The sequence below is a fragment of the Saccharothrix lopnurensis genome (assembly GCF_042658445.1).
GTDB classification, from domain to species: Bacteria; Actinomycetota; Actinomycetes; order Mycobacteriales; family Pseudonocardiaceae; genus Actinosynnema; species Actinosynnema lopnurensis.
Genome location: NZ_JBHSQO010000002.1, coordinates 133,506 through 147,900, shown reverse-complemented (window position 1 = coordinate 147,900; position 14,395 = coordinate 133,506). Strand labels below are relative to the sequence as shown.

The window sequence follows — 14,395 nt, the reverse complement described above, 5'->3', positions numbered from 1 at the left end:
CACCACACCGAGAGATAGCGGATTTCCATAGGGGTGTTTGATGGTTCATTCCCGAACGGCACGACGCCGCTGGACGGCCGCGATCGGCCTGACCGGCGTCGCCGTACTCGCACTGTCCGCCTGTGCGCAATCCGAGCGGGGGGAAGACGCCGGGACCGGCCAGACCGGCGGCACCATGGTCTTCGGCGCCGCGGGCGAGCCCAAGAACTTCGACCCGATCTTCAACGACGACGGCGAGAGCTTCCGGCCCATCCGCCAGATGTTCGACACCCTCATCACGTACAAACGAGGCACCGCCGACCTCGCGCCCGGCCTGGCCGAGAAGTGGGAACCGAACGCCGACGGCACGTCGTGGACGTTCACACTGCGGAAAAATGTGAAATTCCACGACGGTTCCGCGTTCAACGCCGAAGCCGTCTGCTTCAACTTCGACCGCTGGTTCAACATCAAGGGCGCCGCCGCCCAGAGCCAGATGATCTACTACGGCGACGTCTTCGAGGGCTTCGCCAACAACGAGGGCGACGCCGCGGGCGACCCGGTCTACAAGTCCTGCGAGGCGAGCGACGAGCACACCGCCGTCCTCAACCTCAACAAGTACAAGGGCGCGTTCCCGGCGGCCTTCGGCCTGACCTCGCTGTCCATCTCCAGCCCGGACGCGCTGAAGCAGTACGACGCGGACAACGTGCAGCAGTCCGGCGACTCGTTCAGCTACCCGGCCTACGCGACCGAGCACCCGACGGGCACCGGCGCGTTCAAGCTGGAGAGCTACGACCGGGCCAACAAGACGATCACCCTCGTCCGCAACGACGACTACTGGGGTGAGAAGGCCAAGCTCGACAAGCTGATCTTCAAGATCATCCCGGACGAGAACGCCCGCAAGCAGGAGCTGAAGGCCGGCACGATCGACGGCTACGACCTGCCCAGCCCGGCGGACTACAACTCGCTCAAGACCGACGGCTTCAACGTCACCCCGCGCCCGGCGTTCAACATCCTGTACCTGGGCATCAACGGGGCCAACACGCCGGCGCTGAAGGACCTGAAGGTCCGCCAGGCCATCGCGTACGCGGTGAACCGCGAGCAGCTGGTCAAGACCAAGCTGCCCACCGGCGCCGAGGTGGCCACCCAGTTCATGCCGGACACGGTGGCGGGCTACGCCGACGACGTCCAGCAGTACCCGTACGACGTGGCCAAGGCCAAGGACCTGCTGGCGCAGGCCGGCGCGACCGGCCTGTCGCTGAAGTTCTACGTGCCGACCGAGGTCTCCCGGCCGTACATGCCGAACCCGACCGAGCTGGCGGCCGTCATCGCCGACGACCTCAAGGCCGCGGGCGTCAACGTCGAGATCGTGTCCCGCCCGTGGAACGGCGGCTACAAGGACGACGTGCAGAAGCTCGGCAAGCACGACCTGCACCTGCTCGGCTGGACCGGTGACTACAACGACGCCGGCAACTTCGTGGGCACGTTCTTCGGCCGCGAGAAGGCCGAGTTCGGCTTCAACGACCCGGCCCTGTTCGACGCCATCTCCGCGGCCGACGCGGTGGTCGACCAGAACGAGCACGCGGAAGCCTACAAGCAGGTCAGCCGCGACCTCATGAGCAAGTTCCTGCCCGCGGTCCCCGTGTCCCACTCGCCGCCGGCGATCGTGGTGAGCAGCAAGATCTCGGGCCTCGTGCCCAGCCCGCTCACCGACGAGCGCTTCGACACGGTGAGCAAGGGCTGATCCGACTGGACGGCCGGTGGTGGCGCCCGCGACCCGGGCGCCACCACTGCTGTCCAAGGGGTTTCCATCATGCTGCGATTCATAGTCCGTCGCCTGCTCCAGGCGATCCCCACGCTGCTGATCCTCTCCCTGCTGGTGTTCGCCTGGCTGCGCCTGCTGCCCGGCGGGCCCGCCGGCGCGCTGCTCGGCGACAAGGCCACCCCGGAGAAGATCGAGGCGCTCAACAAGGTGCTCGGGCTCGACCAGCCCGTGTTCATCCAGTACCTCAGGTTCCTCGGCCGCGTCCTCACCGGGGACTTCGGCAGCTCCCTGATCAGCGGTGAGCCGGTGTTGGCCGAGATCGGCCGGGCACTGCCCGCGACCATCGAACTGTCCCTCGCGGCGCTGCTGTTCGCCGTGGTGCTGGGCATCCCGCTCGGGTACCTCGCCGCGAGCCACCGAGGCCGCTTCCTCGACAACGCCACCGTGATCGGCACGCTCGTCGGCGTCGCGGTCCCGGTGTTCTTCCTCGGCATCCTGCTCAAGCAGGTGTTCGCGCAGGACCTCGCCCTGTTCCCGCCGTCGGGCAGGCAGGACGTGACGATCGACGCGACGCACATCACGAACTTCGCCGTGCTGGACGGCCTGCTCACCCAGGAGTGGGACGCCTCGGCCGACGCGCTGTGGCACCTGGTGCTGCCGGCCATGGCGCTGGGCACGATCCCGCTCGCGGTGATCGTGCGGATCACCCGGGCGTCCGTGCTCGACGTGCTCAACGAGGACTTCGTCCGCACCGCCAACGCCAAGGGCCTCCAGGCGCCGGTCGTGCGGCGCAGGCACGTGCTGCGCAACGCGATGCTGCCCGTGTCCACGACCATCGGCCTGCAAACCGGCCTGCTGCTCGGCGGCGCGGTCCTCACCGAGCGCGTGTTCGTGTGGGGTGGCCTCGGCTCGCTGCTCGCGCAGGGCATCGAACGCCGCGACTACCCGCGCCTCCAGGCGCTGCTGCTGCTCGCGGCGGTGGTGTACGTCCTGGTGAACCTGCTGGTCGACATCTCCTACGCGATCATCGACCCGAGGGTGCGGACGTCATGACGACACTGCTGAAGCGCAAGAAGCGGCGGGTCGACGAGCTGGCCGAGACCGCGGGCACCAGCCTGGCGGCCGACGCGCTCAAGCGCATGGCCCGCAGCCCCGTCGCGATCATCGGCGCGGCGATCGTGCTGCTGTTCGTGGTGCTGTCGGTGGTCGCGCCCTTCATCACGCCCAAGGACCCCTACCAGCGGTACCCGGAGCTGGTGGACGGCCTGCGCGCCGACTTCATCCCGGGCCCGATGCCGGGCTTCCTGCTGGGCAGCGACGAGCTGGGCCGCGACTTCTTCAGCCGGCTGCTGGTCGGCGCGCAGCAGTCGCTGATCGTCGGCGTGGGCGCGACGCTGTTCGGCCTCGTGGTCGGCATGCTGATCGGCGGCGCCGCGGGCGCCTTCGGCGGCTGGGTGGACAGCTGGCTGATGCGGTTCACCGACATCATGCTGTCCATCCCGAGCCTGCTGCTGGCCATCTCGATCGCGGCGCTGGCCAGCCGGGGCAGCCAGACCACGGTGATCATCGCGGTGGCGGTGACCACGGTGCCGATCTTCGCCCGGCTGCTGCGCGGGGCGATGCTGGCGCAGCGGCACAGCGACCACGTCCTGGCGGCGACCGCCCTGGGCGTGAAGCGCAGGACGATCGTGTTCCGGCACATGCTGCCGAACTCGCTCGGCCCGGTCATCGTGCAGGCCACGCTGACCCTGGCGACCGCCATCATCGAGGCCGCGTCGCTGTCGTTCCTCGGGCTCGGCGACCCCGACCCGGACCGCGCGGAGTGGGGCCTGATGCTGGGCAACTCGCAGCGCTGGATCGACGTCCGGCCCGAGCTGGCGTTCTACCCGGCGATCGCGATCATCATCGTGGCGCTCGGGTTCACGCTGCTCGGCGAGTCGCTGCGCGAAGCCCTCGACCCGAAGAACAGGAGGTGATCCTCGGTGGCGATGCTCGAAGTGCGTGACCTGCGCGTGGTGTTCCAGCGCCGTGGCTCCGAACCGTTCAACGCCGTCGACGGCGTCTCCTTCGACGTGGACCCCGGGCAGACCGTGGGCCTGGTCGGGGAGTCCGGCTGCGGCAAGTCCGTGACCTCGCTGGCGATCATGGGCCTGCTGCCCCAGCGGGGCAACAAGGTCACCGGCTCGGTCAAGTTCGAGGGCACCGACCTGCTCAAGCTGAGCAACCGGGAGATGCGGGACCGCCGCGGCCGCGACCTCGGCATGGTCTTCCAGGACCCGCTGTCGTCGCTGAACCCGGTGATCCCGATCGGGTTGCAGGTGACCGAGGTGCTGGAGCGGCACCGCGACATGCCGCGCAAGAAGGCGATGGTGGAGGCGGCCGAGCTGCTGGACAAGGTCGGCATCCCCGACCCCCGGCGGCGGCTGACGGAATACCCGCACCAGCTGTCCGGCGGGATGCGGCAGCGCGCGCTGATCGCCATCGCGCTGGCGTGCCGGCCCCGGCTGCTCATCGCGGACGAGCCGACCACCGCGCTGGACGTGACGATCCAGGCGCAGATCCTGGCCCTGCTCAAGGAGCTGGTCCGGGACACCGGGACGGCGCTGATCATGATCACGCACGACCTCGGCGTGGTGGCCGGCCTGTGCGACGAGGTCAACGTGCTCTACGCCGGCCGCGTCGTGGAGGAGGCCGAGCGGCACCCGCTGTTCGCCGAGCCGCGGCACCCGTACACCCACGGCCTGCTCGCGTCCATCCCCCGGCTCGACGCCCCGCGCGGCGAGAAGCTCGTGCCGATCAAGGGCTCGGTCTCGGACAACATCCCGTGGGACCAGGGGTGCGCGTTCGCGCCGCGCTGCCCGAACGCGCTGCCGGTGTGCCGCGAGGTGACCCCCGCGCTGGAGCGGGCCGACCTGCGGGCGCTGCGCTGCCACAACCCGGTGCTGCCGGGAACGCCCGCCGCACAGGAGGTGCCCGCATGACCGCGGCTGTCGAGCCGACCGCGACCGGCGACGTGGCCGCGGGCGAGGCGCTGGTGACGGTCGAGGGGCTGAAGGTCCACTTCCCGATCAAGCGCGGCTTCGTGGTGGACCGCACGGTCGGCCACGTCTACGCCGTGGACGGGGTGGACCTGACCATCCGGCGCGGCGAGACCTACGGCCTCGTCGGCGAGTCGGGCTGCGGCAAGTCGACCCTCGGGCGCGGGATGCTGCGCCTGGTCGAGCCCACCGCGGGCCGCGTGGTGTTCGACGGCACGGACCTCGTCGGGCTCAAGGGCGAGTCGCTGCGCCGGATGCGGCGGCGGATGCAGATGGTGTTCCAGGACCCCATGTCGTCCCTGGACCCGCGGCAGTCCGTGGAGTCGCTCCTGGTCGAGGGCCTGCGGGCGCACGGGCTGGACAAGGGGCGGGAGGCCACCGGCAAGCGGCTGCGCACGCTGCTGTCGGCGGTCGGCCTGCCCGTGAACTCGCTGCGCAAGTACCCGCACGAGTTCTCGGGCGGTCAGCGGCAGCGCATCGGCATCGCGCGGGCGCTGGCCGTGGAGCCGGACCTGATCATCGCCGACGAGCCGGTGTCCGCGCTGGACGTGTCGGTGCAGGCGCAGGTGGTCAACCTGCTGGAGGACCTCCAGGAGGAGTTCGGCCTCACCTACCTGGTGATCGCGCACGACCTCGCCGTGGTGCGGCACATCTCCGACCGGGTCGGCGTGATGTACCTGGGCGGGCTGGTGGAGGAGGCGACCTCGGACGCCCTGTACGCCCAGCCGCTGCACCCGTACACCAGGGCCCTGCTGTCGGCGATCCCCGTGCCGGACCCGCTGGTGGAGGACCGCCGGGAGCGGATCCTGCTCACCGGCGACCTGCCCTCGCCCGCCAACCCGCCGTCCGGCTGCCGGTTCCACACCCGGTGCCCGTGGCGGCAGCAGACCCGGTGCGACACCGAGCGGCCGGCGCTGCGCGAGGTGGTGCCCGGCCACCGGGTGGCGTGCCACTGGGCGGAGGACATCCTGGCCGGGACGATCAGGCCGCACGAGGTGGAGCCGGTGCTGGTCGAGGAGGAGGGCCTCTCGCCCGACGCCTCGTCGCTCGGCCCGGCCTCGGTGACCGAGGTACTGAACCCGTAGTCGGGACGGGGGCGCCCCACCGGGGGCGCCCCCGTTTTTTTCGCTTGCCCGGCGATGACGGGCTCCTCCACGATGGCGGCCGGTGCCGCGGGTCCACCCGCGGGGGAGGAGCACGTGGTGGAGCACACCTACCGGGTCCTGGTGCGCGGTCGGTTCACCGACCTGGACGACGCCGGCCGGGCCCGGCTGCTGGCGGCGGTCGACCGGCACGACGCGCTCACCAACGGCTTCACCGCCGAGGGCGCGCTGACCTACGACCGGTCGCTGGACTTCTTCAGCTTCCGCGTCGAGCTCCGCGCCGAGGTCGGCCCGGACGAGCGCGCCGTCGAGCGCCACGGCGTCGACTTCCGCGACCTGCGCGCCTCGGTCACCGACGTGGACCTGATCAAGGTCCGGCGGCCGAAGCGCTGACCGGGGGCGCCTCCCCCCTCGTCGACGCCCCCGGTCCCCCTCACGCCGGCCAGCTCGGCGAGCGACCGAGCAGGCCCACGAGGCGGTCGGTGACGGGCGCGTCCTCCGGCACCCCGACGGGGTGGGCGAACGGGGCGCCCGGACCCCGGACGTCGGGGGTGGTCGGGTAGCGCAGCGCCATCCGGTGCGCGGCGCCGGCCAGCCCGGGGTCCAGGGCGGCGTCGACGCCCAGCGCGCGGCGCAGGTCCCAGGCGTGCACCAGGTTGTCGACGAAGTGCGCGGCCACCAGCTCCCGGGCCGGGCGCGGGCCGAAACCCGGGAAGACGGCGGTGCGGTCGAGGAAGCCGTCCGCGCGGAACGCGGCGGTCGCCGCGTCGGCGGCGGCCCGGTAGGCGACGAGCGCGTCGTCGCTCGCGGGTCCGCCCGGCGCGGTGCCGAGCGCGGCGGCCGCGAAGCCCGCCGTCACCTCGACCTGGTGGCCCATCAGCTCGCGGACGGTCCAGCCGGCGCACGGCGTGGGCAGGCCCAGGTGCTCCTCGTCCAGCTCCGCCCACAGCTCCAGGGTCAGGTCGAGCGCCGCGCGGTTCAGCTCCAGCAGGTTCATGCTTCCCCCTCAAGTTGTACGAACGATCGTACAATTAGTTTGCCGGGGGTCAAGGGGTTAGCGTGGACGGGTGAAGGTGGACGGGCGGGTGGAGCGCGGCGAGCAGACGCGGCGGCAGATCCTGCGGCGGGCCGCCGAGATCGCGTCGGTCGAGGGCCTGGAGGGCCTGTCGATCGGGCGGCTGGCGACCGAGCTGGAGGTCAGCAAGAGCGGGGTGTTCGCGCACTTCGGGTCGAAGGAGGAGCTCCAGCTCTCGACCGTGCGCGCGGCGGCGGCGATCTTCGTCCGGCAGGTGGTGGACCCGGCGCTGGCCGAGCCGCCCGGCCCCGGGCGCCTGGACCTGCTGCTGGACGGCTGGCTGGCCTACTCGGAGGGGCGCACCTTCCCCGGCGGGTGCTTCTTCCACGCGGTGCAGGCCGAGTTTGACGCGCGACCCGGCCGGGTGCGCGACCAGGTCGCCGAGCTGGGCGCCCGGTGGCACGGGCTGATCAGCGACACGGCCGCGGCCGTGCCCGGGGTGACGGACCCGGACCAGCTGGCGTTCGAGCTGATCGCGTTCCTGGAGCTGGCCAACACCCGGTCCGTCCTGCACGACGACCCGCGCGCCTACGAGCGGGCCCGCGCGGCCGTGCGGAGCCGGCTGGCCCCGCTGTCGGCCGCCGGGTCCTGAACTCGCCGGTCCACGCTGTCGGTCGCCGGGCCCGAATCCCACCGGCCCGCGCCGGGGCGGAACCCGGGCGGTTCCCGGCCGCCCGAGGGCGGCCGGGAACGACGGTGACCGCTACCGGTTGGCCCGGTTCAGCGCCGAGACCACCGCGCGCAGCGACGCCGACACCGTGGAGCTGTCGATCCCCACGCCCCACAGCACGCGGTCGGTCACCGCGCACTCCAGGTACGCGGCCGCCCGCGCGTCGTCGCCCGACGACAGCGCGTGCTCCGAGTAGTCGAGGACCCGGACGTCGTACCCGATCGTGGCCAGGGCGTCCACGAACGCGGCGATCGGGCCGTTGCCCGTGCCGGTGATCTCCTGCGTCTCGCCGTCGACCACCACGACGGCCGTGATCCGCTCGTGGCCGCTGCCGTCGCCGGAGACCTTCTGGCGCAGCAGCCTCAGCGGGGCCGTCGGGTCCAGGTACTCGGTGGAGAACGCGTCCCACATGTCCTTCGGGCTGATCTCGCCGCCGTTGGTGTCGGTGACCTCCTGGATGACCCGGGAGAACTCCACCTGCAACCGCCGGGGCAGGTCCAGGTGGTGCTCGGTCTTCATCAGGTACGCCACGCCGCCCTTGCCGGACTGCGAGTTGACCCGGATGACCGCCTCGTAGGTGCGTCCGACGTCCTTCGGGTCGATCGGCAGGTACGGGACCTCCCACGGGAAGTCGTCCACGTGCTGGCCGGCGTCCTTGGCCGCGTCCTCCAGGGCCTCGAAGCCCTTCTTGATCGCGTCCTGGTGCGAGCCGGAGAACGCGGTGAACACCAGGTCGCCGCCGTACGGGTGCCGCTCGGCCACGGGCAGCTGGTTGCAGTACTCGACCGTGCGGCGGATCTCGTCGATGTCGGAGAAGTCCACCTGCGGGTCGACGCCCTGGCTGAACAGGTTCATGCCCAGCGTCACCAGGCACACGTTGCCGGTGCGCTCGCCGTTGCCGAACAGGCACCCCTCGATGCGGTCCGCGCCCGCCAGGTAGCCCAGCTCGGCCGCCGCCACGCCGGTGCCCCGGTCGTTGTGCGGGTGCAGCGACAGGATGATCGACTCGCGGCGCGCCAGGTTCCGCGACATCCACTCGATCGAGTCGGCGTACACGTTCGGCGTGGCCATCTCGACGGTCGCGGGCAGGTTGATGATCAGCGGCTTCTCGGGCGTCGGCCGGATCACCCCGGAGACCGCGTCGCAGACCTCCAGCGCGTAGGACAGCTCGGTGCCGGTGTAGGACTCGGGGGAGTACTCGTACCGGAACTCGGTCTCCGGGTACAGCCGCTCCTGCTCCAGCGCGAACCGCGCCGCGTCGGTGGCGATCTTCTTGACGCCCTCGCGGTCTGCCTTGAACACCACGCGCCGCTGGAGCACCGAGGTGGAGTTGTAGAAGTGCACGATCGCCCTGGGCGCGCCGCGCAGCGCCTCGAACGTCCGGCTGATCAGCTCGGGCCGGCACTGGGTCAGCACCTGGACGGTCACGTCCGGCGGGACGGCGCCGTCCTCGATGATCTCGCGGACGAAGTCGAAGTCGGTCTGCGAGGCGGCCGGGAAGCCGACCTCGATCTCCTTGTAGCCCATCCGCACCAGCAGGTCGAACATCTTGCGCTTGCGCGCGGGCGACATGGGGTCGATCAGCGCCTGGTTGCCGTCGCGCAGGTCGACCGCGCACCACAGGGGCGCCTTCTCGATCCGCCTGGTCGGCCAGGTGCGGTCGGGCAGGTCGACGACCTCCACGACCTCGTGGAAGGGCCGGTAGCGGTGGACGGGCATCGAGGTGCCGCGCTGCGGGTTCCAGGCGGGCGCGCCCTCGACCGGGCGGGCCGGGGTGCGGATGCGGCTGGTCCCGGAGGTGTGGGCGTCGGGGCTGCTGGTCATGGCGGGGCTTCTCCTGCTGGTCGTGGGGGGAACGACCGGCGGCAACACTCGGTCCCGCGACGGGGGGCCGGTCTGGTCAGACCCCGTCACGGCGGCGAAGCAGGAGGCCGCGTGCCATGTCCACTAGGTTAACCACATTGCCGGGTGACGTGGAACCGAGCGCCCAGATGGTGGAACTTCACCCGGAGGAGTTTCACTCGATCGTGGCGAGGGCAATCTCTTGACATGTCCAGATGGCGAACCTCAACGCGCAGCGGCAGCTACACCGCTGCCCGGGTGATCCACGGTGTTGGCGCCGTGTTCGCGCTCATCGAGGTCATCTACATCCTGATGAACCTCTTTGGGGCGAACCCGGCCAACGCGCTCTTCAAGTTCATCCAGCAGCTGGCCGAGCCGCTCGCGTTGTTCTTCCCCGGCCTGTTCCAGCTGGGCAACGCGAACCTCGACCTCATCGTCAACTACGGCCTGGCGGCGATCTTCTGGCTCGTCGTCGCCAACCTGCTCGCGAGGGTCGTCGCCCGGTAACCCGGGTCCGACCGACCGCGAGCACGTCTTGGGCTCCCGCCGCCCTCCCCCCTGCGGCGGGAGCCCTCGGCGTTTTCCCGAACCGCGGGGAAATGACCGCCGGGACGAATGACTGCCGGAACGAATGACGACCGACAAACGGCTACCGCGAACGGGGTCACCCGAAAGCCGGGCGACCCCATTCACCCGTGTAAGCCGTTTCGGCCAGCGGTTTGCGCACGCGCTCCCGCCGCTCCCGGGCGGCCAGGTCCGCCGGCAGTGCGTCGGGGTCCCCGAGCACCCCGACCGCGACCACCACGACCGGCCGCACGTCCTCCGGGATGCCGAAGGCGGTCCGCAGCTCCTCCGGCGAGAACCCGCCCACCTGGTGCGTGGCCAGCCCGAGTTCGACGGCCTGGAGCACCAGGTTCTGCACCGCCAGCCCCAGCCCGAACTCCGCGTTCGGCAGCGGCCCGCGCTCGTCGGCCGTCACCACCGCGCCCACCAGCAGCACCGAGGCGCGCCCCGCCCACGTCCGGTTGCCGGGCCGCAGCGCCCCGAAGACCCGCTCGAACGTGTCGTCCCCGCGGTACCCGACGAGGAACCGCGCGGGCTGGGTGTTGCCGTGCGAGGCCGCCCACCGGGCCGCCTCCAGCAGCAGCCGGACCACCTCGGGCGCCACCTCGGCCGTCGCGTCGAACGCCCGGGGGCTCCACCGGGCGGCGATCAGCGGGTTGAGGTCCATCAGATCGCGTACCTCCAGGCCGTGATCGCGTACGCGCCGAACCAGGCGCCGAACACCGACAGGCCGACCAGCGCCACCACCGCGGTGGAGGTGCGCCGCCGCGCCAGCGCCAGGGCCACCGGCACGAGCAGCGTGAACGCGGGCAGCAGCAGCCGCGCCTTGGAGTTCATCAGGCCGTTCGACCCGAGGTCCATGACCAGCACCCCCGCCCCGTACACCACCAGCGGCCACTCCAGCCCGCGCCGCAGGCCCAGCGCCACCAGACCCAGCGCCACCACCAGGAACCACACCGTGGCCAGCTCCAGCACCGACCGCGGGTCGCCCAGGACGAGCAGTGCGAACTTCCCGGTGGCCGCCCCGCCGTCGAACCGCGAGTCCCAGCCGGCCCGCTGCACCGCGAACCAGCCGTCCCAGCGCCCGGTCACCACCGCGACGTAGGCGAGGTAGCCCGCCAGCCCGAGCGGCGCGAGCGCCCCGCCCACCCAGGGCCGCCACCCGTCGCGGCGCTGCCAGACCGCCAGCGCCGCCGCCGCGCACACCGCCAGCACCAGCGCGCCCGCCGTGGGCCGCACCAGCCCCGCGCCCGCGCAGCACAGCCCGGCGAGCAGCCAGCGCCGCTCCACCACGCCGACCAGCGACCACGCCGCCAGCGCGCAGAACGTCGCCTCCGAGTACGTCATGGACAGCACCACGGCCATCGGCGACGCCGCGAACAGCACGACCAGCACCAGCCCGGCCCGCCGCGACCCGCCGAACACCGAGGAACCCAGCCGCGCCAACCCGTGGGCGCAGACCAGCCCGCTGACCAGGCTCACCGCGAACGCCGCGCCCACCGTCCCCACGCCCGGCAGCGCGTCGACCCACCGCACCAGGGCCGGGTAGCCCGGGAAGAAGGCCAGCGGCGTCTCCGCCGAGCGGCGCCCGAACGCGTCCACCAGGCCGCCGGGCACGCCCCCGTACCCGCCGCCGGCGATGCCCAGGAACCACTGCCCGTCCCACGAGGTGAGCGCCTTGGTGACGTCCCTGTCCCACCGGTCGGCCATCAACCGCAGCGCCAGCAGGCCCAGCTCCCGGACCAGCAGGAACAGTGCCGCGGGTGCCAGGAACAGCACCACCCGGTGTCTGGCCGCCCGAGCCAGCCGCTCGCGCGGCGACGACGCGTCCTCCGGCTCCACGTGCACGGCCTCCAGGGTTGCCACGGCGACGAGCGTAGTGGGGGTCACGGTGCCCGCTGTCCACTCCTCGGGCCGGGTACTCTCCCGAAGAACTGGGCTTTCGCACCTGGGAGGAGAGGTCCTGTGGCGCTCGTCGTCCAGAAGTACGGCGGTTCCTCGGTGGGAAGCGCCGAGCGGATCAAACGGGTGGCCGAGCGCATCGTCGCGACCCGGAAGGCGGGCAACGACGTCGTCGTCGCCGTGTCCGCGATGGGCGACACGACCGACGAGCTGCTCGACCTCGCGCGCCAGGTGTCCCCGGTGCCGCCCGCCCGCGAGATGGACATGCTGCTCACCTCCGGCGAGCGGATCTCCATGTCCCTGCTGGCGATGGCGATCAGCTCGCTGGGCGCCGAGGCGCGCTCCTACACCGGCTCGCAGGCCGGCGTGATCACCACGTCCGTGCACGGCAAGGCGCGCATCATCGACGTGACGCCCAGCCGCATCCAGGACGCGCTGGCCGAGGGCGCCATCGCCATCGTCGCGGGCTTCCAGGGCGTCAGCCAGGACAGCAAGGAGATCACCACGCTCGGCCGCGGCGGCACCGACACCACCGCGGTGGCGCTGGCGGCCGCGCTGAAGGCCGACGTCTGCGAGATCTACACCGACGTGGACGGCGTGTTCAGCGCCGACCCGCGCATCGTGCCGAACGCCAAGCGGCTGGAGACCATCACCTACGAGGAGATGCTCGAGATGGCGGCGAGCGGGGCCAAGGTGCTCATGCTCCGCTGCGTCGAGTACGCCCGTCGGTACGGCGTCCCCGTGCACGTCCGATCCTCGTTCAGCAACAAGCCCGGGACCATCGTGTCCGGGTCAGTGGAGGACCTTCCCGTGGAACAGGCGATGATCACCGGCGTCGCGCACGACCGGTCCGAGGCCAAGGTGACCGTGACCGCGGTCCCCGACCTGCCCGGCATGGCGGCGCGGATCTTCCGCGTCGTGGCCGAGGCGGAGCTCGACATCGACATGGTCGTGCAGAACGTGTCGCAGGCCGTGTCGGGCCGCACCGACGTGACGTTCACCCTGCCGAAGGACGACGGCCCCCGCGCCGTGGCCGCGCTGGAGAAGGCGCGCGAGGAGATCGGCTTCGACCAGGTGCTCTACGACGAGCACGTGGGCAAGGTCTCGCTGGTCGGCGCGGGCATGCGCTCGCACCCCGGCGTGACCGCCCAGTTCTGCGAGGCCCTGGCTTCGGCCGGGGTGAACATCGAGATCATCTCCACCTCGGAGATCCGGATCTCGGTCATCTGCCGCGACACGCAGCTCGACGACGCCGTGCGGGCCCTGCACGACGCCTTCGAGCTGGGCGGCGACGAGGAGGCCGTGGTGTACGCGGGGAGCGGGCGATGAGCACTGGTCCTGTCCTGGCGCTGGTCGGCGCCACCGGTGCCGTGGGCACCGTCATGATCGACATCATCAACGGCCGGGAGTCCGTGCCGTGGGGTGAGGTCCGGCTGGTCGCGTCGCCGCGGTCGGCGGGCAAGAAGATCACCGTGCGCGGCGAGGAGCTGACCGTCCTGGCGCTCGCGCCCGAGGTGTTCGACGGCGTCGACGTCGCCATGTTCGACGTGCCGGACGCGGTGTCCGCGGAGTGGGCCCCGGTCGCGGTGGCGCGCGGCGCGGTCGCGGTGGACAACTCGGCCGCGTTCCGGATGGACCCCGAGGTGCCGCTGGTGGTGCCCGAGGTCAACGCGGACGAGGTCGTCAACCGGCCCAAGGGCATCATCGCCAACCCGAACTGCACCACGCTGTCGATGATGGCGGCGCTGGGCGCGCTGCACCGCGAGTACGAGCTGCGCGAGCTGGTCGTGGCCTCGTACCAGGCGGCGTCCGGCGGCGGGCAGGAGGCGGTCGACCGCCTGTACGCGGAGGTCTCGGCGCTGGCGGGCAAGGAGGTCGGCGTCCGGGCGGGCGACGTGCGGGAGGTGCTGGACGCGGCGGGCCTGCCGGTGTCCGACTCGCCGTTCCCCGCGCCGCTGGCGCTCAACGTGGTGCCGTGGGCCGGGTCCCTGAAGGACGAGGGGTGGACCAGCGAGGAGCTGAAGGTCCGCAACGAGTCCCGCAAGATCCTCGGCATCCCGGACCTGAAGGTGTCGGCGACCTGCGTGCGCGTGCCCGTGGTGACCACGCACTCGCTGGCGGTGCACGCCACGTTCGCCCGCGAGGTGACCGTGGAGGAGGCGCACAAGCTGTTCTCGGCGCAGCCCACCGTGGTGCTGGTGGACGACCCGGCGGAGAAGCGGTTCCCGACGCCGGCGGACGTGGTGGGCGAGGACCCCACGTACGTGGGTCGGGTGCGGCAGGCGCTGGACTTCCCGAACACGCTGGACTTCTTCGTGTGCGGGGACAACCTGCGCAAGGGCGCGGCGCTGAACACCTACGAGATCGCGGAGGAGCTGGCGACCCGGCTCTGAGGCCCTCCGTCGAACGCCCCCGCGCCCTCCCGGCGCGGGGGCGTTCGCGCGTTCGCGGGCAGGTAGG

General features: G+C 71.8%; 14 protein-coding genes. 10 read left to right on the top strand and 4 right to left on the bottom strand.

Annotated features, from left to right (window positions below; all coding sequences use genetic code 11):
• Window positions 1-40 precede the first annotated feature (40 nt).
• The 6 genes from ACFP3R_RS02740 to ACFP3R_RS02715 all read left to right on the top strand — a co-directional run bounded on the left by ACFP3R_RS02740 (window position 41) and on the right by ACFP3R_RS02715 (window position 6,275).
• Window positions 41-1,720 carry an ABC transporter substrate-binding protein gene (locus ACFP3R_RS02740; RefSeq protein WP_380632351.1) on the top strand — a complete coding sequence of 560 codons (1,680 nt, stop codon included), beginning with the start codon at window positions 41-43 and terminating at the stop codon, window positions 1,718-1,720.
• A 69-nt stretch (window positions 1,721-1,789) separates the two neighbouring features.
• Complete coding sequence (locus ACFP3R_RS02735) at window positions 1,790-2,794, top strand: ABC transporter permease (protein ID WP_380632349.1); 1,005 nt, start codon at window positions 1,790-1,792, stop codon at window positions 2,792-2,794.
• Window positions 2,791-3,717, top strand: a complete 927-nt coding sequence (locus tag ACFP3R_RS02730; protein ID WP_380632348.1) for an ABC transporter permease — start codon at window positions 2,791-2,793, stop codon at window positions 3,715-3,717. The genes ACFP3R_RS02735 and ACFP3R_RS02730 overlap by 4 nt, the downstream gene beginning before the upstream one ends.
• A gap of 6 nt (window positions 3,718-3,723) precedes the next feature.
• The gene (locus ACFP3R_RS02725) at window positions 3,724-4,722 is read left to right on the top strand and encodes an ABC transporter ATP-binding protein (RefSeq protein ID WP_380632346.1); all 999 of its coding nucleotides are present in this window, start codon (window positions 3,724-3,726) and stop codon (window positions 4,720-4,722) included.
• On the top strand, window positions 4,719-5,864 hold the full coding sequence (locus tag ACFP3R_RS02720) for an ABC transporter ATP-binding protein (RefSeq protein WP_380632344.1): 1,146 nt from the start codon (window positions 4,719-4,721) through the stop codon (window positions 5,862-5,864). The genes ACFP3R_RS02725 and ACFP3R_RS02720 overlap by 4 nt, the downstream gene beginning before the upstream one ends.
• 54 nt (window positions 5,865-5,918) lie before the next feature.
• Window positions 5,919-6,275 (top strand): DUF6204 family protein, encoded by a 357-nt coding sequence (locus ACFP3R_RS02715; protein ID WP_380632342.1) that lies wholly within the window; start codon window positions 5,919-5,921, stop codon window positions 6,273-6,275.
• A gap of 40 nt (window positions 6,276-6,315) precedes the next feature.
• Here ACFP3R_RS02715 and ACFP3R_RS02710 read toward each other — a convergent pair whose 3' ends face one another.
• Window positions 6,316-6,879, bottom strand: a complete 564-nt coding sequence (locus tag ACFP3R_RS02710; protein ID WP_380632341.1) for a TIGR03086 family metal-binding protein — start codon at window positions 6,877-6,879, stop codon at window positions 6,316-6,318.
• Between the two features lie 70 nt (window positions 6,880-6,949).
• Between ACFP3R_RS02710 and ACFP3R_RS02705 the strand changes: the two genes are divergently transcribed.
• Window positions 6,950-7,549, top strand: a complete 600-nt coding sequence (locus ACFP3R_RS02705) for a TetR/AcrR family transcriptional regulator (RefSeq protein ID WP_380632339.1) — start codon at window positions 6,950-6,952, stop codon at window positions 7,547-7,549.
• A gap of 111 nt (window positions 7,550-7,660) precedes the next feature.
• On the opposite strand, the gene leuA is transcribed toward ACFP3R_RS02705, so the two are convergent.
• Entirely contained in the window at window positions 7,661-9,451 is a 1,791-nt protein-coding gene (leuA, locus tag ACFP3R_RS02700; protein ID WP_380632337.1) for a 2-isopropylmalate synthase, read from the bottom strand.
• A gap of 225 nt (window positions 9,452-9,676) precedes the next feature.
• Between leuA and ACFP3R_RS02695 the strand changes: the two genes are divergently transcribed.
• Entirely contained in the window at window positions 9,677-9,976 is a 300-nt protein-coding gene (locus tag ACFP3R_RS02695; protein WP_344034236.1) for a hypothetical protein, read from the top strand.
• A 157-nt stretch (window positions 9,977-10,133) separates the two neighbouring features.
• On the opposite strand, the gene ACFP3R_RS02690 is transcribed toward ACFP3R_RS02695, so the two are convergent.
• Together ACFP3R_RS02690 and ACFP3R_RS02685 are read right to left on the bottom strand one after the other, a co-directional pair.
• On the bottom strand, window positions 10,134-10,700 hold the full coding sequence (locus ACFP3R_RS02690) for a nitroreductase family protein (RefSeq protein ID WP_380632335.1): 567 nt from the start codon (window positions 10,698-10,700) through the stop codon (window positions 10,134-10,136).
• Entirely contained in the window at window positions 10,700-11,899 is a 1,200-nt protein-coding gene (locus ACFP3R_RS02685) for a hypothetical protein (RefSeq protein ID WP_380632333.1), read from the bottom strand. The genes ACFP3R_RS02690 and ACFP3R_RS02685 overlap by 1 nt, the downstream gene beginning before the upstream one ends.
• Before the next feature lie 99 nt (window positions 11,900-11,998).
• Between ACFP3R_RS02685 and ACFP3R_RS02680 the strand changes: the two genes are divergently transcribed.
• Window positions 11,999-13,264 carry an aspartate kinase gene (locus tag ACFP3R_RS02680; protein ID WP_380632331.1) on the top strand — a complete coding sequence of 422 codons (1,266 nt, stop codon included), beginning with the start codon at window positions 11,999-12,001 and terminating at the stop codon, window positions 13,262-13,264.
• Entirely contained in the window at window positions 13,261-14,328 is a 1,068-nt protein-coding gene (locus ACFP3R_RS02675) for an aspartate-semialdehyde dehydrogenase (RefSeq protein WP_380632329.1), read from the top strand. The genes ACFP3R_RS02680 and ACFP3R_RS02675 overlap by 4 nt, the downstream gene beginning before the upstream one ends.
• Window positions 14,329-14,395: the final 67 nt, after the last annotated feature.

Bases quoted from the DNA above. Each gene is read 5' to 3' on its own strand.
- ACFP3R_RS02740 (WP_380632351.1), top strand. From the start codon at position 41: ATGGTTCATTCCCGAACGGCACGACGCCGCTGGACGGCCGCGATCGGC.
- ACFP3R_RS02735 (WP_380632349.1), top strand. From the start codon at position 1,790: ATGCTGCGATTCATAGTCCGTCGCCTGCTCCAGGCGATCCCCACGCTG.
- ACFP3R_RS02730 (WP_380632348.1), top strand. From the start codon at position 2,791: ATGACGACACTGCTGAAGCGCAAGAAGCGGCGGGTCGACGAGCTGGCC.
- ACFP3R_RS02720 (WP_380632344.1), top strand. From the start codon at position 4,719: ATGACCGCGGCTGTCGAGCCGACCGCGACCGGCGACGTGGCCGCGGGC.
- ACFP3R_RS02715 (WP_380632342.1), top strand. From the start codon at position 5,919: ATGACGGGCTCCTCCACGATGGCGGCCGGTGCCGCGGGTCCACCCGCG.
- ACFP3R_RS02710 (WP_380632341.1), bottom strand. From the start codon at position 6,879: ATGAACCTGCTGGAGCTGAACCGCGCGGCGCTCGACCTGACCCTGGAG.
- leuA (WP_380632337.1), bottom strand. From the start codon at position 9,451: ATGACCAGCAGCCCCGACGCCCACACCTCCGGGACCAGCCGCATCCGC.
- ACFP3R_RS02695 (WP_344034236.1), top strand. From the start codon at position 9,677: ATGTCCAGATGGCGAACCTCAACGCGCAGCGGCAGCTACACCGCTGCC.
- ACFP3R_RS02690 (WP_380632335.1), bottom strand. From the start codon at position 10,700: ATGGACCTCAACCCGCTGATCGCCGCCCGGTGGAGCCCCCGGGCGTTC.
- ACFP3R_RS02675 (WP_380632329.1), top strand. From the start codon at position 13,261: ATGAGCACTGGTCCTGTCCTGGCGCTGGTCGGCGCCACCGGTGCCGTG.